Consider the following 25,367-nt stretch of genomic DNA (forward strand, 5'->3'; position numbering starts at 1 on the left):
CTTGCCAATGGTATCAAGTGGAGGGCAATACCTCAGCTATCTTAAAATCTTAGTAATATCATAATCATAAATCCAAGCTGTTTTCAGATTAATTAAACTAGGATTAATCTTACTAACAGTGTTTAATGCTAAATTACGAGCCATCGCTTTTAAGCCCGAAGCGTGAAATATCTCAGCATTTTTTCTCGAAGTTTGTTGAACTTTTGTTGCTCTTTCTTGTCTTAATTGTTGATATTTACAAAACGCAATTTCTATATTTTTTTCCTCACTGATAAAATGAGCTAAACAGTAAGCATCTTCTATAGCCATTCCAGCGCCCTGCGCCTGAAACGGTAACATCGGATGAGAAGCGTCACCCAATAGAGTTATTTTACCTTTTGACCAAAATGGCAACGGTTGATGGGTAAATAAACCCCATTTGTAGCATTTTTCGGAAGTATTGAGCAAATCCGTCAGAATGTCATCTAATAAAGCCGATTTATTGCCAAAACGGGCGATTATCTCCTGCTTATCAGCTTCCAGCGCCCATCCCTCCTCTTGCCATCTTTCCTCTTTCACCACCAACACCAAATTTAACCAACATTGCCCCAACTGCTGATTATCATTAGGATATGCCACCACATGATGATTTTCTCCCATCCATACCGTAGCTTTGCCCCATAAAGAGCGATATTTCTCGGTAAATGGCAAAATTGACCTAAATGCAAAATAACCAGCATAGATGGGCTTATAATCAGGGAATAGAGACATTCTTAGGGTGGAGTGCGCTCCATCCGCACCGATGAGAGCCTGAGCCGGATATTTTTCAGGATTATTAGCAAGAGAAAAAGATAAATTTTCTCCCTTTTGCTCATATTCTGCTAATTTTTGGGAGAAATGAATACGACTTTTATCTTCAATGGAATTAAACAATAACTCATGTAAATCAGCGCGGCGACATTGATAATAAGGAGTATCTTGATTTAACTGCCAAGATGCGATATTGTTATCCCCAGAAAAAGAACGTAATTGAAATCCAAAACAACGGTGAGATATAGCTTTTAACTGTTTTTCTAAATCCAACTGTTGCAAAACTCTGACCACATTAGGGCTAACCTGTATCCCATAACCCAGCGCTTCAAAAGAATTAGCTTGTTCATAAATTTGAAAACCAATTCCTTTTGATTGTAAGGCGCGCGCCAAAGTCAAACCGGCAATTCCTGCCCCGATAATAATAATTTCCTTAGTCATAAATATTGTAAAATCGCAATATTTCCATGTTAGTCAATTATTAGAAAAGATTACTCCCCTCTCCTGTGGGAGCAGGGCGTTTTCATTCTCAAAAATGTTAGTTTCTCAAACTAGCCAATAATCTGAAATTCAGAGGTTTTTAACTACTAATAAATCAATTAATAGTAAAAAATCCTCCTGTCTCCCTGAATCTCCCCCCTTTTTAAGGGGGGTTGGGGGGGATCATCCTTATATTGTCTTCTTGTCAAAAACAAATCAATTTTGATCCTGACTTTGAAAACACCCTGCTGTGGGAGAGGGGGTGGGGGTGAGGGCAATGCCTATAGCCATAGCGCTATACTGACAATAAATAACGCAATGATAAAAAACTCAGAATATCCCCATGGAATGGCAAGAAAAAAACGGTAACTGGTTGTTAATCCCCACCCAACCAATAGGAATCATCCACTTTTTAGGCGGTGCATTTGTTGCTACAGCGCCCCAACTCACCTATCGATGGTTACTGGAAAAACTCGCATCTCAGGGTTATGTTATTATTGCCACTCCATTTATTAATACCTTAGATCATAAATCTATTGCCCTGAGTGTATTAAACAAATTTGAAAATATCATGCAAACCTTAGGGGGAAACACTGGCATAGATGTCAATTACTTACCAATCTATGGTATCGGTCATAGTATGGGATGTAAACTTCACCTACTTATTAATAGCCTATTTGGACTAGAACGAGCCGGAAATATTTTGATTTCTTTTAATAACTATCCCCTACAAAAAGCAATTCCTTTCATGGATCAAATTTTGCCATCATTAACGAATAATTTAAAAAATAATTGGCAAATCGATCCTAACTTACAATTTGAATTTACCCCTTCTCCCGAAGAAACCACCACCCTAGTTAAAGAAAATTATTCAACTCGGCGCAATTTGCTAGTTAAATTTGATAACGATAACATTGACCAAACTTTGATATTAGAACCAATATTACAACAACTTTCTCCCAATTTAACTACCATATTAAAGCTAAAGGGAAATCATCTTACCCCTTTAGGTCAAGATATAGATTGGCAAGTAGGGGAAGTTTTTACTCCCTTCGATGCAGTCGGGCAATGGGTAAAACAAAATTTATCGAAAGATTTATATACTTTAGAAAAGGAAATTTCTCGTTGGTTAAATCCGGTTGCTTCGTTTAACACTTACTCTTGATTTACGAAAAATAATATTTTGTTACAGTGTATTGAACTAAAACCCTAGAATATGATAATAACAAGGGGTTTAAACCCCTTACCTACAAATAATTAATTTCCTACGAAAACTTATTATTTTATGAAATACAAATACACAGCAAAATATACCAAAATTCCGTCAGGATATATGGCACAAATTATGGAATGGCAAGAAGTCATCACGGAGGGCAAAAGTCTTACTGAATGTCGTTTTTTACTTGAAGATGCCTTGAAGGAAATGATTTTAGCTTATCAACAACTAGGGAAACCCATTCCTTTAAGTGACACAGTATTTTAGGCTTCTAGCCCGATTTTTGGAGAAGTCTAATCAATAATATTAAGTAATTTTCCCACCGTGTAATGAATTACACGGCTAACGAGTTATCGTTCAATAAATTGAACTAAGATTATTTTTAATTGATTTATCTGTGATTAAACGAACTTGATATAAAGTATTAGCTTTTAAATGCCATGACTCATTATCCATTGTCAATTGTCCATTATCAATTGTCCATTATCAATTACCCTCACGAGTTTACTTTTTCATCAAGCCTTAATTAGTATATGTATAAAAAAATATTTTTTTTAGTATTTCTTGTTTTAATAACAGCTTGTCAAAACAATTCTTCCCCTCCTATCACGCAACCAGAAAATAATAATCAAGAAGTATCCCAAGGAATTTCCCTCGATAATGCTACCCTTGAACAATCTAATAACGATGGTGCAAATTTTTGGCGTTTGAGAGTAGGAAAAGTTACTTATTCTGAAGATAATAAAATTGCTAATATTGAAAATATTACAGGTAATTTATTTCAAGATGGAGAAATTATTTTAAAGTTTCAAGCTAATGAAGGTAGTGTAATTAATGACGGCGAGAAAATCATTTTAAATGGTGATATTTTAGCTATTGATACCCGTAATCAAATAGAAATAACAGGAGATAATTTAACATGGCAACCTAATGAAAAATTTTTTGTTTTAGATCAAAATGTTGAGATTAATCGTCAGGATATTAGACTAAAATCACAACAGGTCAAATATTACACGGAAGTAGAAATAATAGAAGTTAATCAAGATATAATTGCCCAATATTCAGAGCCAAAATTAACTTTAAAAACGGAAAATTTAATTTGGCAAATTAAAGAAGAAATAGTTAATATAACTACTTTTTTAACATTAAATAGACTGGAAAAGGATAACGTTATTGAATATTTAACAGCTGAGGAAGGTAAGATTAATTTACAGGATAAACAAGTATTTTTAATTGATAATGTAGCTTATAAATCTATTGTTCCGCCTTTAGAGGCTTCATCTCCAGCTATGACTTGGGATTATGGGCAAAGAATTATTAGCACTGATCAAAAAATTAGATTAGTTGACACAGAAAGGAAAATTATCGCCATGGGAAATCAAGGTAAAGTTAATCTCACTGATAACGAAGTATTTTTAACTAATAATGTTTATGGTGAGTCTGATGAAAACCAAGCCAAAATCTATGCTGATAATTTGACTTGGAATATCGATAATGGCAAAATAGTTGCCGATGGCAATGTGATTTATGAACAACTTAACCCAGAATTGACATTTAGGGGGGCGCGCGCCGAAGGTTCACTGTCTGATAAAAATATAGTAGTTATCAGCGAATCTAATCAAAAAGTAGTTACTACTATTGTGCCATAGATTAAAGTATCACTATTTTATTTGTCTTTAAAGAAAATAGGACGTAAATTGGGATCAACTTTATAAGTATTTTGTTTCATAACTTTTTGGCTTAATTGTGGATCAAAGGTAGCTCCAAAACTTTCTTCTAAACGCTCTACTCTAGGTCTAATTTTGGCTATTTCACCATCAATTTCCGCTAGTTTTGCCTGTTGAACACTATGATATGGTAATAATTCTTTAACTGAAAAAATTGCTAATGCTGAAATACTGATATTAACAGTTAATCTTAAAGTTGTCTCTACCGTCTGTTGAAAAATCTTTTTTTTAACTTTCTTTTGTTGTCTTTTTTCAGCCCTACTATTTAAAACACTTCTAATATGTTCTTGCTCAATATTTTCTTGTACAAATGAAGTTTTAGAAAATGGTTTAATATTATTCACAGTTTCATTCCCTGTCTGGTGTTTGTAACAAATTATAACAACTATTTTTTATTCTCTTAACATATCTTTTTTGATATATCAAAAGCATATCAGAGCAAGTATTTGAAAATGTATCAAAAACGACTTATTCAAATTCACTCGGTTCGATCATACTTCTCATTTTACTAATGCCTTTCTTGATGCGACGGGAAACAGTGATAACACTAACCCCCAAAAGTTCGGCGGTTTGCTTTTGAGTTAAATCTTGTAAAAAAACAAACTCTAGCACTTTACGGGTAGTCTCTTCTAATTGTCCTAAAGCACCTTGTAACCTAATTTTGTCTTCTTCCGCTAATTGAAAACTACGATATTGGTTGTCGGGGAGAGTATCTAAAAGCGCACTCCGCTCGTCTTCTTCTTGATTGGTTTTAGCATCTAAGCTCAAAGGTTCTCGATTACGGTGGGCTAATTTTACTTCTTGCCATTCCCCAAGAGAAACACCTAATTTCCTGGCAATCTCATAATCAGTGGGTTGACGATTTAACTCACTACGCAATTCTCTAACTACTCGATTGGCTTGGGTTTTTAGCTCTAAACAACGACGAGGGATGCGGATGGTATAGCCTTTATCCCTCAGATAGTGTTGTATTTCACCTCTCACATAGGGAATAGCAAAGGAACTAAAAGCATAGCCTTTTTCTAAATCATATCTTTCAATAGCTCTAATTAAACCTAAACAACCTACTTGTAACAAATCATCGTAATTTTCTTGACATTGTCTTGACCAGTGAGATGCCTCTTTTTTTGCCAAGCCAATATTCAATTCAAGAATATGATTACGAATTCCCAAGTTTTGGTTAGATTTGTACTGCGCGAATAGATGCTCATTACTGGCTTTATACTCGGTGATGGATTTGCTAGGCATAACTTCTCACTACCAATTCACTACTTGATTACAAAACGTTTATATATAACTGTTTTACAATCAGATTGATTATGGTTCAATGTTAGAAATTAATTGAGATTTTGACAACAGGAGATTTACGGTATTTTTAGCTAGATAGTACAAATTTTCTCCATAATTATACTGAGGGTATAGGGAAATTATGAATTATGAAATAATAATTTCGCTTCTTCTACAATAGTTAAGAGTTGCTGAAAAAGTATTTTGCTGAGGGGAGGAGGAAAAGTAAGAAGTAACTCAAGTTCGGATAATTAGTTACAAATAGATTATCTCTTCGCACTTTACCCACCGTGTAATGAATTACACGGCTAATAATATCTCGTTCAATAAATTGAACTAAGATTATTTTGAATTAGGATTTGCTGAATAAATCAATATTTAGCTAAAGTCTTTAATTTATAAGCATTAAAACCTTTTGACTTTGCCCTTTTAATTTTGATTCATGGTGACTTGATCGAGGGTAGCGTCTTCAAAATTAGTATTATTAATTTGGGCATCGGTAAGGTCAGCGCCCGTCAAATTAGCCCTAGTAAAATTAGACCAAGACAGTTTAGCTCCGTTAAAATTACTGTGGGAAAAGTCAGCACTACGCATACTAACCCACGTTACCATGGAGTCACTTAAATTAGCATGGTTGAAAAAACCACTGGCAAAATTGCCTCCGCTTAAACTGGCATTACTAAAATTAGCATAACGGGCATTGACACCCACGGCGTTAACGCTGTTAAGTTGGGCTAGAGATAGATTAGCGCCCTCCAAATTAGTATTGAGTAGAAGGGCATTAGTAAGGTTAGAGCCTTGTAGATTAGCGCCCGTCAAATCTGCACCACTGAGATTGGCACGACTTAACAAACAGTTGACCATGTGCGCATTGGTTAGGTTCGCTTCTTTGAGGATAGTATCATGGAGGAGGGAGCAGACTAATTTGGCATAACTGAGGTTACATTCCGTCAGATTAGCAGAGCGCAAACTGGCATCGGTGAGATTACTGTAGGAAAGGTTAGCTTTAATCAATGTGGCTCTAATGAGGTTAACCCCTGCTAAATCGCCCTTGATATTACTTTCAGTGAGATCAGCACCTTTGAGGTTAGTTTCAATCATGGCACAATCCACTAAACTAACACCAGCAAGGTTAGCTTCTTTGAGGTTAGCTCGACTGAGGTTAATATTGCCTAAAACTTGACCATGAAGATCAATTTTCTCAAAGTTGGTTTCTCCTTGGTCGTATCTTTCTAGCAATTCCTGAATATCCATATCAATTAGTCTCTTAATAGTGTCTGGGTAAGATGGTGGGCTATTTTTAATGATGCCCCAGATTTGCCCATTCTTCGGCGCCCGTCGTCGGCAATTTCTTGCTCTTGGGGAGAGTTTTGTGTTATTTGTTGTAACTTAATAGTAATATCGTTAGGGGCTTCTAATAATTGTACTGATTTTCCGAGCAGTTTAGTTTGATTTTCAGCAAATTGGCGATTATATTGTGGTCCTTCGCCAATTATACCCAGCGCCCGTCGCCCTAAACCGACAAATTGTTCTGTAGCTGTTCCTGCCATGGCAATAGCTACCTGACTATAATGTAAACAATCAGCGTAAGCGTTTTGACTCAAAATTAATTGATGATTACCGTTACCATAGCTTTGTAATCCTTGATCTCGCAGGGGCAGATTAACCGTTGACGGTTGCCATGAGGACGATAAAACTTGGCTAAATTCTGTCACGGGTAAACTGGGGGCAAGGGCGCTGATAAAAACATAAGATTGGGCATTTTCTTGGATTAAATAATCCACAGCTTGAAGTATTTTTTGCCAGTTACTCAAGGCTTCTGGCATTCTTGACCCCGGAAGTAGTAAAATTTTGAGATGATGGGGAAATTGATCTTGAAATGGTGGTAAAACGTGATCGGCAATGCCGTCCATCATTGGGTTTGCTCCGATAGCATAAATTTGATACTTTGTCAAGGTATTGACCGTAATTTGATCACGGACAAAAACGGCTCGACAGCGCCCGTCACCCATTAACCAACGCTCCCAAGGGTAGTAATAAGAACCAAAAAAACGGTCAAGGGCGCTGGTATTTTCTAGCCAACCTTGCTCATTGCGGAGGTAATATTCTGATTTAGCAGTACCCACAAAGGCATATTCAGCGCCCGTCACCCAAGCCAAGAACAGGGGTAATATGTCACCTACCGCTAAAATTTTGCCTCCTTCCCTTGCCCATTGGCGCACTTCTCCATATTGTTTCATGGTTAAATCGATTAATCCAGCTTGGACATCTTGCCACCATCCCTGTTTGATAAAACCACCCGATGGCATGGCACGGTGAGGGGCGCTGAGGAGAATTTGAGCCTGTGTAAAAGCAAAACCTTTTCCCACCATAGGCAGAGCCACAATGACTCTTGAAGGCTCAATTAACTGCAATTCTTTAATGATTTTAACGGCGATGGTATCCTCTCCATGACCATTACTAATTACCATTAATTTATTCATAATTGGAGTGCGCTGAAAATGTATTTTAGTGAGGAGTCAGGAGTTAGGAGAAATACTTATAAATTAAAGAGTTTAATTTATTAAACGGCGTCACGGTAGCCGTGAAATTTATTGCACGGCGGTGAAGAGCGTTAATCTTACGATTATAAGAAGCTAAGACGCATTTAAATTGCCGTTTTGATTAACAAGGTAAGATTATAAACTAAATTAGTTTGTATCTAATACTATGTCTGGGAATCTGTTATGATCTCAGTTCGATGCAAGAATGCCTAATAAGGGTAGGTTTCAGGTTGCAGGTTTCAGGTGTAATTTTCAGACGATGATATAATTCGAGCAAAAAATTGAACGGAAACAATCAATTAAGATATGTTTTTTATCAATTATTTCACCTAATACCTAACACCTGATACCCGACACCTTTACACCACCGAAAATTTTATCTCGAACTCAGGTTGTTATGAAAGATCATATCTTCGTAATTAACCCACCGTGTAATGAATTACACGGAACCAACGTGATTACGTTCAATAAATTGAACTAAGATTATTTTGAATTAGGGTTTGTTGAATAAATCAATATTTAGCTAAAGTCTTAAATTTATAAGCATTGAAACCTGTGCATCGTTGCCCTTTTCCCTTCATCTCACCATCAAGCGCTAATTAACGCCATGGACTTCACAAATAGCATAATATTCGGGGGATAGATAACGACAGGCATAATTTTTAATATCTTCCCTCGTTAAACCCAATACCAATTCAGGATAATCCAGCGCCCATCGCGCATCAACTAAAAGTTGGTAATAGCCATATAAACTGGCTAATTGTTCTGGTGTTTCGGTAGAGAAAATGTAATCATGAAGTAGTGAACGCTGATAAGTTTGTAATTCTGTTTCAGTGATAAGCTGATGTTGTAAAGTATAGATTTCCTGTTGAATTTGATTTTCTATGGCGCAGAGGGAGGGCGCTGGAAAACAAGCGGAGATAGTTAATAAGCTAGAATGTTTTTGCAGAGAAAAATCACATTGAATCGATTGCACTAACTGTCTTTCTTCCCTTAAATTACGCACCAAACGAGAATTACGACTTCCAGCCAAAATCAAGGAAATAATATCTAAGGCAATAGCGCCCCTAAAATCTTCTATACTAGGACCTAACCACCCCATAATTAAGCGAGATTGTTCCAAACGGGGTAGAAACAACTGTTGACGATGAGTGGCAACCATGGGCGCTATACTATCGTAATCTACCGCAGGACATTCCGAGCGCACTTCAAAACCAGCGAAACACTCACTACTGAGTGATAAAGCCTGATCTAAATTGATATTTCCCACCATTACCACCGACATTCTTTCTGGTTGATAATGGGTTTTGTGAAAACAGCGCATTTGATTCGCCGTAGTAGCCAATAAAAGGGATTCTTTCCCTAAAATTTCACGACCATAGGGATGATTTTGATACATTAATTGACAAAGTTGCTGATAGGCTATGTAATCATGATCATCCAAAGCGCACCTCATCTCCTCTAACACCACATCTCTTTCTAAATAAAACTCCTCCTCTTCAATTTCCGCATGAAGTAACATCTCACTTAGATAAGGCAAGGTAGAAGCAAAATACTCTTCAGCCGTGGCAATGAAAAAATGGGCATAATCATGACTGGTGGCCGCATTACTATAACCGCCATGATTTTCCACCATATAATCAAATTCACCGGGTAAAACATTTTTGGTGCCTTTAAAGATCATGTGTTCTAAAAAATGAGCCATTCCAGACCAAGAATGAGGCTCACAAGTTACCCCAGCATCAATCCACACATCCCCTATAATCACGGGGCTAGTTTTTATTTCTCGATGGACTAAAGTGACACCACTAGGAAGTTTAATAATATTTAGTTCTGTCTTTTTTAATGCAGAAGTAACCAGTTTTTTAGTTGATAAGACCATGAAAACAGTTTGTTTTACCTTTTCTTAATCTTACCTTCTTTGTCAGTTCTTGAGAAAAAATATTTTGCTTTTGTTATTTAGGGTTTGCTGAATAAATTAAAACCCTTTTAAACAAAGGTTTTAAGCATAATCAAACTCTAAAAAAGTGCTAAAAATAATCTTTTTCGCCAAAAAATCTGTATTTCTGCTCCACTAATCAAAAATAATTGAGACAAATGAGCAATTTATGAAAAATAACTATTAGATATTTTATTATTTCTATATGGCTTAAGTGATTACACGCCCTAAATTGGTTAAGTTAATTTATATATAAAAAAGCGCCCTCCGCCATTGCTAAAATCAATCAGTTATATCCATAAAATTATGAATAAATCCAACATTAGAGAATATTTTTTAGCGGAATTTTGGCGGGGACAATTAGAAGAATATATCAGCACCCTTCACTGGTCAAAACAAGGCTCATTAGTAGCTACCAGTGCAGAAGGAATGGTTATTTACTATGAAATGGGAAAACAGCCCAAAATTTTATTAACACCGCCAGAGACGAATTATCAAGGAATACAGAGTGCTGATTTTTCTGTGGATGGAGATTATTTAGCCGTGGGTGCGCAGGATGGCAAAGTAAGAATTTGGCAATTAAAGCCTGAAATAGAATTAATTACCACCCTAGAATATCCCAAAAAGTGGATTGAGCATTTAGCATGGCATCCCCAGCAACCTTTACTAGCTTTTAGTTTTGGCTATTATGTGCAGGTGTGGGATTTGCTTACAAAAGCAGTGATGACAACTTTAAGCCTTGGAGATGCTTCCGTGTTGAGTTTACAATGGCATCCCATTGGGGCATATTTGGCGGTGGGCGCTAATGGTGGTATTTGTATTTGGCAGAGCGATGATTGGGATGAAGACCCTTTTTGGGCAGAAGTGGCGGGCGCTTGTCAGCAAATTGCTTGGTCTCCTGATGGATTATATTTAGCAGGAAATAGTCTTGATAATAGTGTTTGGATTTGGAATTGGGAAAACCTCGAAACATGGCATTTAAGCGGTTTTAGCTCAAAAATTCGGGATTTAAGTTGGTCCACTTTACAAGGAGATTTTGCTCCTCTTCTTATCATCTGTTGTCTTGATACTATTATCATGTGGCATAAAGCCCCCTCCGATGATGATGGTTGGTATTCGTTGCCCCTTCAAGAACATGATGATATAGTTAATACATTAGCTTTTCATCCCCAAAACTTTTCTTTTGTTTCCCTAGATGAGCAAGGAATGTTGATTTTTTGGTCCCAAAATCATCAGGTTCTGGAAAAATTGACTATCTTTCAGGAAGGGGGAGGGGCGCTGGTAGCATGGCACCCTACGGGAGAATATCTCGCCGTTGGTAGTAAAACGGGAGAAGTTGCCGTTATTGGTTGGGTTAAAAAATGAAAAAGGGAAGATAGCTAAAACAAGCACATCCCCATGTTAAAATTCATACCAAAATCAGTCAACACAAAAAATAATCCTTCTCCCGATGAAGGAGAAGGAACAGAAAGAATATTTATAACTTCACTTCAATGTCAACCCCTGCTGGTAAATCCAACTTCATTAACGCATCGATAGTTTTAGAAGAAGGCTGATAAATGTCAATCACTCGGCGATGGGTACGAGTTTCAAAATGTTCACGGGAATCCTTATCAACGTGAGGAGAACGAAGCACACAATAGATTTTACGCTTAGTTGGTAAAGGTATTGGTCCCACTGGTTTAGCATTGGTACGATTAGCCGTTTCCACAATCTTAGTACAAGATGTATCTAATAAACGACGATCAAAAGCTTTTAGACGAATCCGAATTTTTTGTTGTTGTAAAGTTGCCATAATTGTTAATTAATTTTCAAGGTTCAGTTAATATCGACAAAATTAGGGCGTACAAAGAAAGTAATTTCTCATACGCCCCAACTATTATTTAATTCTTCCTACTTCAAAATTTTCGCTACAGCACCCGCACCAATGGTACGACCACCTTCACGAATTGCAAAGCGCATACCTTGCTCAATAGCAATAGGGTTAATTAATTCTACTGTCATTTTGATACGATCGCCCGGCATAACCATTTCAGCTGCACTACCATCATCCGCCGTAAAATCGCTGATACTTCCAGTTACGTCAGTGGTACGCACATAGAACTGAGGACGATAACCGGGGAAGAAAGGAGTATGACGACCACCTTCTTCTTTTTTCAATACATAAACCTCAGCCTCAAAAGTAGTATGAGGAGTGATAGAACCGGGTTTGGATAACACCATACCACGCTCGATGTCTTCTTTTTGAACACCACGAAGTAATAAACCGACGTTATCACCAGCCATACCTTCGTCTAAAGTTTTTTGGAACATTTCCACACCAGTTACGGTGGTGGAGCGAGTATCACGAATACCGACTAACTCAACAGTTTCACCGACCTTAACTTTACCACGTTCGATACGACCGGTAGCTACAGTACCACGACCAGTGATGGAGAATACATCTTCTACCGCCATTAAGAAAGGCTTGTCGATGTCACGCTCAGGGGTAGGGATATAACTGTCAACTTCAGTCATCAAAGCGTGAATTTTATCAGTCCACTCATTTTCACCGGGCTGAGTTTTAGGATTAGCTGTCATTTGTTCTACAGCTTTTAATGCAGAACCAGCCACGATGGGAATATTATCTCCATCAAAATCATAGCTAGAAAGTAATTCACGAACTTCTAACTCAACCAATTCTAATAACTCTTCGTCATCTACTTGGTCTTCCTTATTCAAGAATACAACCAAGTTAGGTACACCAACCTGTTTAGCTAAAAGAATATGCTCACGAGTTTGAGGCATAGGACCATCAGCCGCAGATACTACTAAGATTGCTCCGTCCATTTGAGCCGCACCAGTGATCATGTTTTTAACATAGTCAGCGTGACCAGGACAGTCAACGTGAGCATAGTGACGATCTGGGGTTTCGTATTCAACGTGAGCAGTGTTGATGGTGATACCACGAGCTTTTTCTTCAGGAGCCGCATCAATATCTTCATACTTACGACCTTTTGCTTGTCCTAAAGCTGATAAAGTTAAGGTAATTGCCGCCGTTAAAGTGGTTTTGCCATGGTCAACGTGACCGATAGTACCAATGTTAACGTGGGGTTTATTTCTTTCAAATTTTTCCCGTGCCATTTTTTGTTCTTTTTCCTATTTAATTAATAAATTTATCCGATTCCTGTATTTTTGGTAATAATACCTTGAGCTACATTATTAGGAACTTCAGCGTAATTACTAAATTCCATGCTAAATATACCACGTCCTTGGGTTTTAGAGCGAATATCGGTGGCATAACCGAACATCGATTCCAGAGGAACTTTTGCGTTCACCTTTGCCAAAGAGTTTTCTGCATTCATTCCCTCAATGATACCTCGACGGGAGTTGAGATCACCGATAATATCTCCGACATAGTTATCAGGTACTTCTACCTCTACTTTCATCAGTGGTTCTAATAGAACTGGATTTGCTTTTTTGACAGCGTCTCTGATAGCTATAGAACCAGCAATCTTGAACGCCATTTCAGAAGAATCCACATCGTGATAAGAACCGTCAATGAGAGCGACTTTAACATCGATTAAAGGATAACCGGCAATAATTCCTGACTCACAGGCTTCTTTAATGCCTTGTTCCACCGAAGAAATATACTCTTTGGGAATAGCTCCTCCGGTAATTTTGGAGACAAAATTAAAACCGCTTCCTTCTTCTCCCGGCTCAACCTCAATGACGACATGACCGTATTGACCTTTTCCCCCACTTTGACGAATAAATTTTCCTTCCATTTCTACAGCTTTGCGGATGGTTTCTCGATAGGCAACTTGAGGTTGTCCTACGTTTGCCCCCACTTTGAACTCCCTTAACATCCGATCTACTAAGATTTCGAGGTGCAATTCTCCCATCCCAGCGATGACGGTTTGATTGGTTTCAGGGTTGATGCTTACTTTGAAGGTTGGGTCTTCGTCTGATAAAGATTGCAGGGCTTTGGATAATTTTTCCATATCCTGCTGGGTTTTCGGTTCTACAGCCACCGAAATAACTGGTTCGGGTACATAAAGGGATTCGAGTATTATGGGGTCACTATCATCACATAGTGTATCACCTGTGGTGGTATTTTTCAAGCCTATGGTAGCGCCCAAGTCCCCTGCTCTCAATTCTTCTACTTCAATCCTTTCGTTAGATTTTAGGATGATTAACCGTGAGATTCTTTCCTTAATGTTTTTGGTGGAATTATAGACATAGCTACCTTTTTTCAATACCCCTGAGTAAATCCTCAAGAAGGTTAATCTACCAAAAGGGTCTGAGGCTATTTTAAAGGCAAGGGCGCTGAATGGTTCTTCATCCCCTGAATGTCTTTCTCCTTCTTCTCCGTTGGGTAAAATTCCTTTAATTGCTGGAACTTCCACGGGCGCTGGTAGATAATCTACCACTGCATCTAAAAGAAGTTGAATACCTTTATTTTTGAAGGCTGAACCGCACAGCATAGGCATTAATGTGCCTTTTACTGTACCTTCTCGAATGGCTTTCTTTATTTCAGCTTCGCTGATTTCCTCTTCTGCTAGATATTTCTCTAAGAGACTTTCATCGGATTCTGCCACGGCTTCTAAAAGATAACCACGATATTCTTGGGCTAACTCTGCCACATCTTCAGGGATGGGGATTTCTTTAACATTTTGTCCTAAGTCATCCTCATAAATTCTGGCAGTCATTTTTACTAAGTCAACAATGCCGACAAAGTTTTCTTCACTACCGATGGGAATTTGGATGGGGATGGCGGGCGCTTGTAAACGCTCCTTAACTTGTTCATAAACCTTAAAAAAGTTAGCTCCTGTGCGATCCATTTTATTAACAAAGGCAATGCGAGGCACATGATAACGATTTGCTTGGCGCCAGACAGTTTCTGATTGGGGTTGTACTCCACCTACAGAACAAAATACCGCTATTACTCCATCTAAAACACGCATGGATCTTTCTACTTCGATGGTAAAATCAACGTGTCCGGGGGTATCAATAATATTGATGCGGTGATCTCGCCAACTGGTACTGATGGCGGCAGCAGTGATGGTAATGCCTCTTTCTCGCTCCTGTTCCATCCAGTCTGTTACTGCATTACCATCATGAACTTCTCCGATCTTATGAACAAGACCAGAGTAGAATAATATTCTTTCGGTAGTGGTAGTTTTTCCTGCGTCAATATGGGCAGCGATGCCGATATTACGCACTTTTTCGAGGGGAATGGAACGAGTCACGATTACCTCCTAATCTGGAAATCTGCGATTTGTTACTTGATATTTTACAATTTTACACTGTTTGTTAACAAAACTTATTGTTTTCAAAAACAAAAGATTAGTAACGATAGTGGGCAAAGGCTTTGTTGGCTTCTGCCATTTTGTGGGTTTCTTCTCTTTTTTTGATAGCGCCCCCCGTCTCATTAGCTGCATCCATGATTTCATTGGCAAGTTTCATGGACATGGTGCGTCCACTTCTTTTGCGAGAAAATTGGATTAACCAACGTAGGGCTAAACTACTGCCACGGGAAGGGCGCACTTCCATGGGTACTTGATAGGTAGCGCCCCCCACCCTTCTAGCTTTCACTTCCACGAGGGGAGTTAAGTTTTTGATAGCTTTCTCAAAAGTTTCCATGGGTTCAGCACCAGTGCGCTCAGCGATAATGGCTAAGGCATCATAGAGAAGACGAGACGCTAAGGATTTTTTACCATCCTTCATGATACGTCTAATGGTCATACTTACTAAACGACTGTTATAGACTGCATCGGGTGGAACTTCCACCACTTTAGCTTTACTTCTACGAGACATGATTTGATCTTAAAAATAGCGTTTACAGTTAATTATGCTTTGGGTCTTTTCGCTCCATATTTAGAGCGCCCTTGTTTTCTATCTTTCACTCCAGTAGCATCAAGAGTGCCACGCACGATGTGGTATCTGACTCCGGGTAAATCTTTTACCCTGCCACCTCTGATTAACACTACGGAATGTTCTTGTAGATTGTGACCTACACCGGGTATATAAGCAGTTACTTCAAAACCAGATGTCAAACGCACCCTAGCTACTTTTCTAAGGGCGGAGTTAGGTTTTTTCGGAGTAGTAGTATATACTCTTGTACAAACTCCACGACGCTGAGGACATTCCTTCAACGCTGGGGATTTGGTCTTTTTCTGAATTGATGATCTTTCGGCTCGAATTAATTGTTGAATAGTTGGCATGAGATCTGCTTTTTATACACCATTTTCTGTATATATAAATATAGTTATCCCTAGTTTAATTTCTAGTGACAATCTCTAATCATACCCTATTTTTGAGGTGCTTGTCAATTAACCGAAAAGATTAGGATAAAGCATTTTCGCTAAACCGCCCAGTAACACTATGATAATTCGGATGGGTGCACTCCTAATAATAGAATCTTTTTATGTTCTTTTCAAGAATAAACAACTTCAGTTAAAATTTGTTTACCAATATGAAGTTTTCAGCCTTTTGGAATGAAATACTATTGGTTTCCTGTAATTCATTATATGGCAGGTAAATTATTTTCTTTACTAATTCCTAACAAAGATAAATAGAATAAATATCGACAGGTAAATAATTAATAATTTGGTGATGGGCACCCTCATAACAGTGCATTATATCATCATGATTAATAAATTGATTTTTACCTTGAAAATAACTAATAATTTGCTTATCTTCCCAATCAAATTTATCTTTTAATACTATAATTAAACGTTGTTTGTCATCTAGTAAAGATAACGCTTTTTCTGTATAAAAATATAAGGGAAAAAATCTTAAATCAAGATTACCTGAATTACCCACAGAAATAGTTAATTCTCCTGTACTTAGAGTATCAATGGTATAATCTAATAACCAAACATGAAGAGAATTAACCTCTTTGGCAAGATTAGTTATTTCAAAATTGAATAGTAAATGAGCAATTTTTTCCCAAAGTTGAAGAGCAATAATAATTATATCTTCTTGACTATAAAAATCCGTCAATAAATCAATGATTTTATGATGATAACGACAAAAAATAGTTACCAAATATTTACCCTTTTGCGGTTGACTTTGTAACAATTCCACTAAGGTAGAGTCATCTAGTTGTAAAAGAGGTTGAATGAAAGGATGATTAACTTCAGGAAAATCAACAGAATAAACCATAATAAGCCATCAAAGTTGACTGGAGTTTAAACTATCTGCTTCATCTTGATTAAGGGGTAAATGCAAACCGCATTCCTGCTTGACACCGTGAAAGCGAGTATCCCTTTCATCTTCATCGGAAGCGCTGAGAGGGCGGCTGGAATGCCAATCCCCCACAGAAACGTAACCTTGATCGAAATAGGGATGATAAGGTAAATTATACTTGGTTAAGTATTCATAAATATCCCTCGAATGCCATGTTAAAATTGGTAAGATTTTGTAATGCTCACCTTGTTTATTGACATACTGTAATTGTTGACGAAATTGGGTTTGATTTTGTCTTAATCCCGCTAACCATGCTTGGGCTTGTAATTCCTTCAGCGCCCGTTGCATTGGTTCTACCTTCCTGATACGATCATAAAGATTAAGGGATTCCACATCTTTATTTTGCCAAATTTTACCATAGAGCGCTTCCATGCGCGCCGGGCTTAACTCCGCCTGATACACTTTCAGATTAAGATTAAGACGCTTCGTTAACTCATCAGCAAAAACATAAGTTTCTTTGGGTAAATAACCAGTATCAATCCAAATAATGGGAATATTTGGCACTACCTGAGTAACTAAATGTAACATCACTGCCGACTGAATACCAAAACTGGTACTCATGACTAAATACTTTCCAAACTGCTCAGAAGACCACTGCACAAGGCGAGGGGCGCTATAATCAGTCAGTTGACGGTTAACATGGTCTAAATCAAGTAAATCTTGGTCGGTAGATAATTGATACACAGGCAATGGTAAGTAATTTTACGATAGTTTGCGGTGAAAATTTTAATCATTATAACGTTAATTCACCGATATTTAAAGTTGCCGTTGTTCAATGTCATGGACAAGATACCAACATCGGGATGCAGGGCATTTTCATTCTCAAAATTGTTAATTTCTCAAAGTAACTAATAATCAGAAATTCAGGAGTTTTTAACTACTAATAGATCAATTAGTAGAAAAAATCTTCCCTTTCTCCCTTGCTTCCTCTGCCTCCCCTGCTAAACAAATCAATTTCGTACCTGACTTTGAAAACACCTTGATCGGGATGACAGGATTCGAACCTGCGGCCTCTTCGTCCCGAACGAAGCACGCTACCAAGCTGCGCCACATCCCGTTTTATTATTCAATATAACACTTTTAGTGGCATTTTGCTAGGAATTAATATCCACATCAATGACGGTTTCTATGGGCGCTGGTTGTGCCAAATCGGTTTCCATGAAACTACGGGCGCTGACGGCTACTAGGGCAAAGAGGGCAATTAAAATGGTGACGAGGGGAACAATTTGTTGGCGGATAAACTGCATAATGATCTGGGGTGGAGGGCGCTGGTGAAAGATTAACCGTTGTACCGTTTTACTTCAGTTTATGACCTGGAAAACCAGGGGGAAGCCAACGTTTCTGTTTCTGTTTCCGAGTACGCGCTCGGTTTACTACCACTAGAAATCTATCGGTATCCGAATCAATCAAGTTATAGATCAAAAAACTTGATAAGCAGTCACCAATACAATAGCTAATCTATTTATATATAATAGTCAAATTTTTCCATAATCTCAACCTCAGCACTAAATTTTCGGGCTATATTGTGCCTCTAATTTCTTCGATTACCCCATCCCGTAAAACCACTTCCACATTTAATTTATCCACAAGGTTATCTCCTTGTTTGACTTCAAAAAAGCTCTCCATCTGTGCCTGTACAACTTCTTGACCTAATTCTAACATTTGTACCTGTTGCATTTGTTGCAACATTTGGTTTTTATTCTGTAAAAATTCATTTTTCTTTTGGTTAACCTGCATCTGGATATTTTCAATTTGTTGGTTAGCCTGAAGACTGCCTTGTTTTTGAATTTCAGAAATTGCCCTATTGCCCTGTTGTTCTAATTGTAACAACTGTTGATCTAGTTGATTAATTTGATTTTGTAATTGTCTTTGTGCTTCTTCCTGCCATGGTGGAGTAACAATTACTTTAACATTGACCGGTCGCTTTAACACTAATCCAGAAGTATTTAAGTTTAATTCCATGTGATTATATCCCTTTAAACATTGTCTTGATCATATCCTGATAATGTCCTAATACTTGATTTTACAGCGCTTTTCTAATGAATAAACCACATTTTTTATGTCTCGCAAAGGCGCAAAGACGCAAAGATAATATTTGTAATAATCCAAAGTGTGGTTTAACGAAATGAAAACTGCTGTAAAGCAAAATTATTAGATGGGGGTTGCACTCATTAGTGGTGTCGTTGAGGTAGAGAAAAGGGAAGAGGAGAAAGGGAAAAGTCCCAAATACTTATCAATCAGAGACTTTAGCAAAGTGGTTAGTTTTCATAAATTGCTATTTTACATCAATCATTTTTGATCAGGGAAGAAGTGTTAATCTAAGAATTATCTCTACTTCTTTTGATTTTTTTTATGGGCAAATTGGCAGTTAAAGAAGTGGTGCGCTCACTACTTTGCACGGAAAACTCCATTTCTTCCATGTCAATATCGAGATAACGGTTAACTACTTCCAAAATTTCCTGTTTCATTTTCGTCATCAATTCGGGATTGACTCCGGCTCGATCGTGCGCTAAAACTAACTGGAGACGATTTTTAGCATTGCGACGACTTTTTTTAGTATTACCCCAAGAGGTGAGGTTGCTGAAAAAATCTTGAATCATATCATTAACAGTGAATAATTAAGGGGTAAAGGACGATTATTTTTGAGAGGAAAAACCAAAAAACTTTTTGAATCGATTAAAAAAGTTATCGGGGGGCGCCATTAAATCCTGAAAAGGTATATCAAGCCCTTCTAATCTCTTAGCGATATTTTTTATGGCTGTGCTGGTGGAAGATTCTTCTTTATTTAACACCAATGGTTCACCACGATTAGAAGAAGTGATAACTTGTTTATCATCGGGGACAATGCCAATTAAAGGAATCACTAATAAATCTAGTATATCTTCTACGCTTAACATTTCTTCCATTTGCACCATTTCTGGACGCAGACGGTTCACAATTAAACGAATACTTTGCATATTTTCACTTTCTAATAAACCTACCACACGATCTGCATCTCGAACGGCTGCCACTTCGGGGGTGGTGACGATTAAAGCCTCATCGGCGGCGGCGATGGCATTTCTAAAACCCATTTCTATGCCGGCGGGGCAATCTACAATGATGTAGTCAAAATTACTTTTGAGTTGTTCGACAACCTCTTTCATTTGTTCGGGATTGATGGCATCTTTGGTGCGGTTTTGGGCGGCTGGTAGGAGGTGTAAGCCTTCGGTGCGTTTATCTTTGACGATGGCTTTTTCGATGGTGCATTCTCCGGCTAAGGCATCCATGATAGTATAAACGACTCTTTGTTCTAAACCGAGTAATAAATCGAGGTTTCTTAACCCAAAATCAGCGTCAATTAAACAGACTTTTTTTCCTAATTGAGCTACCGCAGTGCCTAAATTGGATGTAATAGTTGTTTTTCCGACTCCACCTTTTCCAGAGGTAACGACAATAACTCGACAATTCATATATGACAATTAAAATAACTTTTAATAATCAATAGTTTATAGCTATTTTGTCGAAAAAACACTTTATTTAATTGATAATGGACAATTAATAATTAGGGTTCACTAAATAAACTCAGAAGTATTGATTCACAAAGGTGAAAACATACATACTACAAGTATCAAAAGATAGACAAAATAATGCTTTTTTTTATGGAAATGTAGTTAAAACACTGGATTAAATCATGTTCGGGTAATCTGTTACAAAGGACTATATCTTCGTAATTTCCCCACCGTGTAATGAATTACACGGCTAACAGTATCTCGTTCAATAAATTGAACTCAGATTCTTTTGAATTTATTTATAAGTGATTAAACGGACTTGATATTACAGATACCACACGGGGATATTAAAACTTCATAATTGTCCATTGTCCATTACTTTATTTCCATTTCTTTTGGCACGGTGACAGGGGATAATCTAGCAATACTGCGTAAATTTTGACAGCGCACGATTTCGCCAAAATCCAGCGCCCTCCGTCTTTCGAGATTCGGTAAGGCTTCCAATGCTTCTAAAAGATGGCGCGCGGATTCGGTTTCGGTATAACCACGCCGAATGGCAACTTTAATCCCGGCTTCATCCGCTTCTATTTCCTTACTAAGATGACGATTTTTTTGCCAAATTTGTCGTAAAGCCACCGCCGTTAAACTTCCTGCCACCAAAATACCCACAACATCGGTTTGAGCGACTTCCACCGCCAAACCTACAACCCCTGCTAAAGCCAATCCCTGTAACGGTTGGATGGTAAACCATTTCACCCCTAACACACTGCTAACGGTGCGTAAAAACATTAAATCCCGTTGGGGGCGAGATAAACCGCGCCAAAGGTCAAAATTGATATAAATGGGGCGACTTCCTCGCTTCCATGGGGGGGTGAAGGGCGCTAGAATCGCCCGTGATTGCTGAGGCTTACTGATAATACGACAAAACATCCGCCCGGAGGCGGGCATCAAATCTTGCAACCGACTAATTTCCTGCTCGAAACTCATCATGTCCTATACTTTTATCTGTACTCATATAATACTCCCTCAGCCAACAGGCTTCTAAGAATTTTATCTTATATAAGTACCAAAAACGACTTGGTTTCCAAACGGAATCCTCTGCTTCTATACAACATAACGGCTGATTGAGATATTCCCACATTGCACAAGTCATGTTTCTGAGACGATAAAGCATAAAAACCTCCCCTGTTATCTATTTTCCTTTGCTACGGCTATGACTCAAAATATTTTTAGCTTTCACTAAAACCATACTTCACCATCCTAACTGACAGTTTTTGCGGTGACACAGTTTCGCTTAATTATTTAGCTTAATTTAATATTTCGTACATTTATAATTTGACCGATTTTCACTATAAATGTATCACCGTTAAAAATAGAGCTAGAGGGCGAAAAATAGCGAAAAACTCTTATTTTTGCCCTAAAATCCCCAAAATTACCCTTTAAAAATTGTAGTAATATTTGATAATTCAGTTAATTTTTGCAAAAGCTATTGACTTCTGGTGATGTCTATGGTAATTTGACCATCAAAATCAGGGATGGGGGGCGCTGGTTTTGATAATTTTACCCTTACTTTTGTCACTAAATCTAGTTGTAGTATATCTTGGGCAATTACTTCCGCTAATTTTTCCACTAGGGCAAACTTGGCGTTTTGAATAACCTGTTTCGTGATATTAATTGCCTGACGGTAATCAACACTATGGGTTAAATCGTCACTATTACCTGATTTTTGCAAGTCAACCCATAAGGTTAAATCCACAATAAACCATTGCCCTAAAACTCTTTCTTCGGCAATAAATCCTGTGTAGCCGTAGGCTTTGATATTACTTACTTTGATACAATCCATTTTTTAATCAATTTATGGTGATGAGAAGTTTTTAATACTTAATTCTTAGTGCGTAAATCCTAAATTATCCACTGTCAATTGTCAATTGTTAATCTCTGCTTCGACTCGATTTTTTTTCAAGGTTTGTTGTAGTCGCATGGCTTGATGGGGATAAAGCAAAAAAGGTAATTTTTGGGGTAAATTTTCCAGCGCCCTCCGTGCCACATCTAAGTTACAACCTGAAATACGAGAAATAGCATTAGCGCCCTCAAAAGTAGCGGTATCATCAGAAGCATGATGAATAGTTAAATTACAGTGGGGGGAGATTAATTCCCCTTTTTCGATGCGTTTTAAACTGTCAATGGTTGCTAAGACAATCAGTTTATCACCGACGGATAAACGTAAATCGTCAGAAGGTAAATAAATGACATCTTTTGTCGCGCCATTTTGATAAAAAATGGGTACGACACTGTAACCGTAAGCAATTTGTGCTAAAAGTAAATGATGGAGGGTGTCATTTCCTTCGATATTATATTCCGTTACCAGTATGGTTTCATCTTCTACCCGACAAATATTGAGGATATTTTCTCCAAATGCTGCCCCAGTAAAGGCTTCTGCCGCTACTTCATAAGCCCCAATCACATTGGCGGTGGGTAATAATTGGCTCAAATTTTCTGTTAAACCATCTCCATTGGTGCGAATTACTAAACGAGTTTGAGGATTGATATTTTTTACCATTAAGGCTAATTCAAGGTTTAAAATATCATCATCAGTACAGATTACCACGCTTTTGGCATGGGCGAGGGGCGCTGATTTTAAACTAGCTGGTAATTCTCCGTAAATAATCGGTAAATCAAAATTCTCTATTTCATTTGATGTGTTAGCAGTTAATACTAATACCGATTCTTTAAAATCTTGTAATACTTGGGCAACTTTTTGCCCGACTCTACCAAAACCAACAATCACAATATGATTTTCTTGGGGCGGTGAAGGGCGCTTTTTTGCTAGTTGAAATTTTGATGATAATAAGGCTTCTGTTAATAACGCATATAATACCCCGACAAATGCAGTTCCAGCTACAGTAAGGGTTAAAGCAAATAATTGTAACCATTCTGGCACTTCTTGTCTGGGTATAAATTCACCAAATAAATCGGCATAGCCTCCTAAAAGTAAAATGGCAGTAACAGAAAAAGCTGAAAAAATACTGGTTTCAGGATAATAAATTTTAAATAATACTGTACCTATTATTACTAAAATTATTACAATAAAAGCAGAAAAAAAAGCAACTCTTTTAATTTGTTGTTTAAAGTTTAAAGACAAAAAATTACTAATATATTTAATTATATTATCTTTTAACTTTGATAAATTTAACTTAGATTGTCTGCTAGGTAGAGGGGCGCTTTGATGATTGTTTAACTTAAAATTTTCTTCAGTTTCTACATAGATAATAGTATCTTTTGGTAAAACCTCTAAACTATTTTCCCATTGAAAAAACATCTCCTTTTCTTCATTTCTTCCTGCCATCAAAGCATGATGGCGACGATGGCTAATGATACGGCGATGACGAGTATTTAACCCCGACACTTGATAGTTATAACACCAAGCATCGTTATATTCAAGGGTTTTTTGAGAAATACGAACTTTTTGACCTAAAATGTATAACAAGCCGATTATTTGCGTATCTAAAGCAGATAGAGCAAAGGCATTGGCAGGTATCTGAGTAGGTTCATAGGCACAAAAACTCCCTAATTGTTGACTGAGTAAGTTATTAAGATTTTCTTGGGGGGAACGGACAACTAAACGAGTGTTAGGATTAAGTTGTCGGATAGCGATAGCAGTTTGAATATTAACTTTTTCGGAAGTAGTGACAATTAAAGCAGCGCGACAGGAATTAATTTGACATTGACGAAGGATATTTTTATCACTGCAATCACCGATAATTAAATCATCAATTAGCCCCTCTAACTGATTAATTTCTGTTAAAGATAAAGAATTTTTTTCAATAGCAATTACCTTAACGCCAAATTTTTTTAAAGCAATAACGCAGTTTTTACCAAGACTACCTAAACCACAAACCAAAAAAATTTCTGACATAAAAAAGTTAAATTAATTAATAATTAGAGGTTGCTAAAAAAGTATTTGGGTGAAGTTAAGAAAAGGCGAAGAGTCCAAAATACTTATAAATTAAAGACTTTATTATAATGCTCATTTTTGATAGATTACTATTTTATCTCAATCATTTTTGATTCGGATGTCAAAAATAAGGATTTTTATTTATTTATTCAGCAAAGTTTAATTAAGAATTACTAAATCAAGAAATAGGGTGGGCAATGCCCACCCATAGACTTTAAGATAAGATGAGAATATAAATATTTTACTTTTCTTCGTTATCTTCTAATAATGACCCAAAATCAAAATCTTCATCTTCAAATCTATCATCATTACCAAGAGGATTAATTTCAGTTTTAACACTATCTGACTCATCATTAAATGAATCAAAATCTAACTCATCATTATCTGATAAATCAAAGTCAAGATTAAAGTTTTCATCATCACTGACATCAAAATCAGAAGTGAAAGAATCATCACTTTTAAAAGACTGTATTTGAGACTCAGAAGACTCCACAGAATCAAAACTAAAGTCATCACCATCATCCAGCGCCCCTAAATCCTCAGCAGAGAGAGAATCATCTTCGGCAAATAATGCAATTCCGGCATCTTCTTCAGACTCCACAGAATCAAAACTAAAGTCATCACCATCATCCAGCGCCCCTAAATCGTCTGTAGAGAGAGAATCATCTTCGGCAAATAATGCAATTCCGGCATCTTCTTCAGACTCCACA

Annotated in this window: 26 protein-coding genes, 1 tRNA gene and 1 other RNA gene; 4 read left to right on the forward strand and 24 right to left on the reverse strand. The window is 37.3% G+C overall.

From position 1 onward, the window contains the following. Positions 1–36: 36 nt before the first annotated feature. Positions 37–1,230 (reverse strand): FAD-dependent monooxygenase, encoded by a 1,194-nt coding sequence (locus IGQ45_12375; protein MBF2057979.1) that lies wholly within the window; start codon positions 1,228–1,230, stop codon positions 37–39. A 382-nt stretch (positions 1,231–1,612) separates the two neighbouring features. Here IGQ45_12375 and IGQ45_12380 point away from each other — a divergent pair, with 382 nt between their 5' ends. The 3 genes from IGQ45_12380 (at position 1,613) to lptC (ending at position 4,134) form a co-directional block, all read left to right on the forward strand. Continuing rightward, the gene (locus IGQ45_12380) at positions 1,613–2,434 is read left to right on the forward strand and encodes a DUF1350 family protein (GenBank protein MBF2057980.1); all 822 of its coding nucleotides are present in this window, start codon (positions 1,613–1,615) and stop codon (positions 2,432–2,434) included. Positions 2,435–2,554: 120 nt separating this feature from the next. Then, the gene (locus IGQ45_12385; protein ID MBF2057981.1) at positions 2,555–2,752 is read left to right on the forward strand and encodes a type II toxin-antitoxin system HicB family antitoxin; all 198 of its coding nucleotides are present in this window, start codon (positions 2,555–2,557) and stop codon (positions 2,750–2,752) included. A gap of 266 nt (positions 2,753–3,018) precedes the next feature. Then, positions 3,019–4,134, forward strand: a complete 1,116-nt coding sequence (gene lptC, locus IGQ45_12390) for an LPS export ABC transporter periplasmic protein LptC (protein ID MBF2057982.1) — start codon at positions 3,019–3,021, stop codon at positions 4,132–4,134. A gap of 17 nt (positions 4,135–4,151) precedes the next feature. On the opposite strand, the gene IGQ45_12395 is transcribed toward lptC, so the two are convergent. From IGQ45_12395 to IGQ45_12415, 5 genes are all read right to left on the reverse strand, one after another. Next, complete coding sequence (locus tag IGQ45_12395) at positions 4,152–4,508, reverse strand: hypothetical protein (protein ID MBF2057983.1); 357 nt, start codon at positions 4,506–4,508, stop codon at positions 4,152–4,154. Positions 4,509–4,680: 172 nt separating this feature from the next. Then, complete coding sequence (locus tag IGQ45_12400) at positions 4,681–5,460, reverse strand: RNA polymerase sigma factor SigF (GenBank protein MBF2057984.1); 780 nt, start codon at positions 5,458–5,460, stop codon at positions 4,681–4,683. Positions 5,461–5,928: 468 nt separating this feature from the next. Beyond that, entirely contained in the window at positions 5,929–6,753 is an 825-nt protein-coding gene (locus IGQ45_12405; GenBank protein MBF2057985.1) for a pentapeptide repeat-containing protein, read from the reverse strand. Between the two features lie 5 nt (positions 6,754–6,758). Continuing rightward, the gene (locus IGQ45_12410) at positions 6,759–7,982 is read right to left on the reverse strand and encodes a hypothetical protein (GenBank protein ID MBF2057986.1); all 1,224 of its coding nucleotides are present in this window, start codon (positions 7,980–7,982) and stop codon (positions 6,759–6,761) included. A gap of 655 nt (positions 7,983–8,637) precedes the next feature. After that, positions 8,638–9,924, reverse strand: a complete 1,287-nt coding sequence (locus IGQ45_12415) for an insulinase family protein (protein ID MBF2057987.1) — start codon at positions 9,922–9,924, stop codon at positions 8,638–8,640. Between the two features lie 363 nt (positions 9,925–10,287). Between IGQ45_12415 and IGQ45_12420 the strand changes: the two genes are divergently transcribed. Next, the gene (locus IGQ45_12420; GenBank protein ID MBF2057988.1) at positions 10,288–11,346 is read left to right on the forward strand and encodes a WD40 repeat domain-containing protein; all 1,059 of its coding nucleotides are present in this window, start codon (positions 10,288–10,290) and stop codon (positions 11,344–11,346) included. 112 nt (positions 11,347–11,458) lie between these two features. On the opposite strand, the gene rpsJ is transcribed toward IGQ45_12420, so the two are convergent. From rpsJ to IGQ45_12510, 18 genes are all read right to left on the reverse strand, one after another. Further along, positions 11,459–11,776, reverse strand: a complete 318-nt coding sequence (gene rpsJ, locus IGQ45_12425) for a 30S ribosomal protein S10 (protein ID MBF2057989.1) — start codon at positions 11,774–11,776, stop codon at positions 11,459–11,461. A gap of 98 nt (positions 11,777–11,874) precedes the next feature. After that, positions 11,875–13,104 (reverse strand): elongation factor Tu, encoded by a 1,230-nt coding sequence (gene tuf, locus IGQ45_12430; GenBank protein ID MBF2057990.1) that lies wholly within the window; start codon positions 13,102–13,104, stop codon positions 11,875–11,877. A 32-nt stretch (positions 13,105–13,136) separates the two neighbouring features. After that, positions 13,137–15,212 (reverse strand): elongation factor G, encoded by a 2,076-nt coding sequence (gene fusA / locus IGQ45_12435; GenBank protein ID MBF2057991.1) that lies wholly within the window; start codon positions 15,210–15,212, stop codon positions 13,137–13,139. Positions 15,213–15,309: 97 nt separating this feature from the next. Next, positions 15,310–15,780, reverse strand: coding sequence for a 30S ribosomal protein S7 (gene rpsG / locus IGQ45_12440; protein ID MBF2057992.1), 471 nt, complete (start codon positions 15,778–15,780; stop codon positions 15,310–15,312). Between the two features lie 32 nt (positions 15,781–15,812). After that, positions 15,813–16,187, reverse strand: a complete 375-nt coding sequence (locus tag IGQ45_12445; protein MBF2057993.1) for a 30S ribosomal protein S12 — start codon at positions 16,185–16,187, stop codon at positions 15,813–15,815. Positions 16,188–16,524: 337 nt separating this feature from the next. Continuing rightward, complete coding sequence (locus tag IGQ45_12450) at positions 16,525–17,130, reverse strand: hypothetical protein (GenBank protein MBF2057994.1); 606 nt, start codon at positions 17,128–17,130, stop codon at positions 16,525–16,527. A 9-nt stretch (positions 17,131–17,139) separates the two neighbouring features. After that, positions 17,140–17,898: a phosphoadenosine phosphosulfate reductase gene (cysH, locus tag IGQ45_12455; protein ID MBF2057995.1), complete on the reverse strand. Its 759-nt coding sequence runs from the start codon at positions 17,896–17,898 to the stop codon at positions 17,140–17,142. Positions 17,899–18,197: 299 nt separating this feature from the next. After that, a tRNA-Pro gene (locus IGQ45_12460) sits at positions 18,198–18,271 on the reverse strand. Positions 18,272–18,308: 37 nt separating this feature from the next. Then, positions 18,309–18,461: a hypothetical protein gene (locus IGQ45_12465; protein MBF2057996.1), complete on the reverse strand. Its 153-nt coding sequence runs from the start codon at positions 18,459–18,461 to the stop codon at positions 18,309–18,311. A 29-nt stretch (positions 18,462–18,490) separates the two neighbouring features. Then, a non-coding RNA gene (ssrS, locus tag IGQ45_12470) (6S RNA) lies at positions 18,491–18,673 on the reverse strand. Positions 18,674–18,732: 59 nt separating this feature from the next. After that, positions 18,733–19,176, reverse strand: coding sequence for a YlqD family protein (locus IGQ45_12475; protein ID MBF2057997.1), 444 nt, complete (start codon positions 19,174–19,176; stop codon positions 18,733–18,735). A gap of 356 nt (positions 19,177–19,532) precedes the next feature. Beyond that, the gene (gene minE, locus IGQ45_12480; GenBank protein MBF2057998.1) at positions 19,533–19,814 is read right to left on the reverse strand and encodes a cell division topological specificity factor MinE; all 282 of its coding nucleotides are present in this window, start codon (positions 19,812–19,814) and stop codon (positions 19,533–19,535) included. 36 nt (positions 19,815–19,850) lie between these two features. Further along, positions 19,851–20,663, reverse strand: a complete 813-nt coding sequence (gene minD / locus IGQ45_12485) for a septum site-determining protein MinD (protein MBF2057999.1) — start codon at positions 20,661–20,663, stop codon at positions 19,851–19,853. Positions 20,664–21,077: 414 nt separating this feature from the next. After that, the gene (locus IGQ45_12490) at positions 21,078–21,689 is read right to left on the reverse strand and encodes a DUF3318 domain-containing protein (GenBank protein MBF2058000.1); all 612 of its coding nucleotides are present in this window, start codon (positions 21,687–21,689) and stop codon (positions 21,078–21,080) included. Then, the gene (locus IGQ45_12495; GenBank protein MBF2058001.1) at positions 21,667–21,876 is read right to left on the reverse strand and encodes a hypothetical protein; all 210 of its coding nucleotides are present in this window, start codon (positions 21,874–21,876) and stop codon (positions 21,667–21,669) included. The genes IGQ45_12490 and IGQ45_12495 overlap by 23 nt, the downstream gene beginning before the upstream one ends. A gap of 312 nt (positions 21,877–22,188) precedes the next feature. Next, a complete protein-coding gene (folB, locus tag IGQ45_12500) occupies positions 22,189–22,545 on the reverse strand; it encodes a dihydroneopterin aldolase (GenBank protein MBF2058002.1) in 357 nt (118 codons plus the stop codon). A gap of 81 nt (positions 22,546–22,626) precedes the next feature. Continuing rightward, positions 22,627–24,618, reverse strand: a complete 1,992-nt coding sequence (locus IGQ45_12505) for an NAD-binding protein (GenBank protein MBF2058003.1) — start codon at positions 24,616–24,618, stop codon at positions 22,627–22,629. Between the two features lie 280 nt (positions 24,619–24,898). Beyond that, positions 24,899–25,367 (reverse strand): hypothetical protein (locus IGQ45_12510; protein ID MBF2058004.1); only part of this gene is annotated, 469 nt, incomplete at its 5' end.

Origin of the sequence: Cyanobacterium sp. T60_A2020_053, assembly GCA_015272165.1 — a bacterium.
GTDB lineage: Bacteria > Cyanobacteriota > Cyanobacteriia > Cyanobacteriales > Cyanobacteriaceae > Cyanobacterium.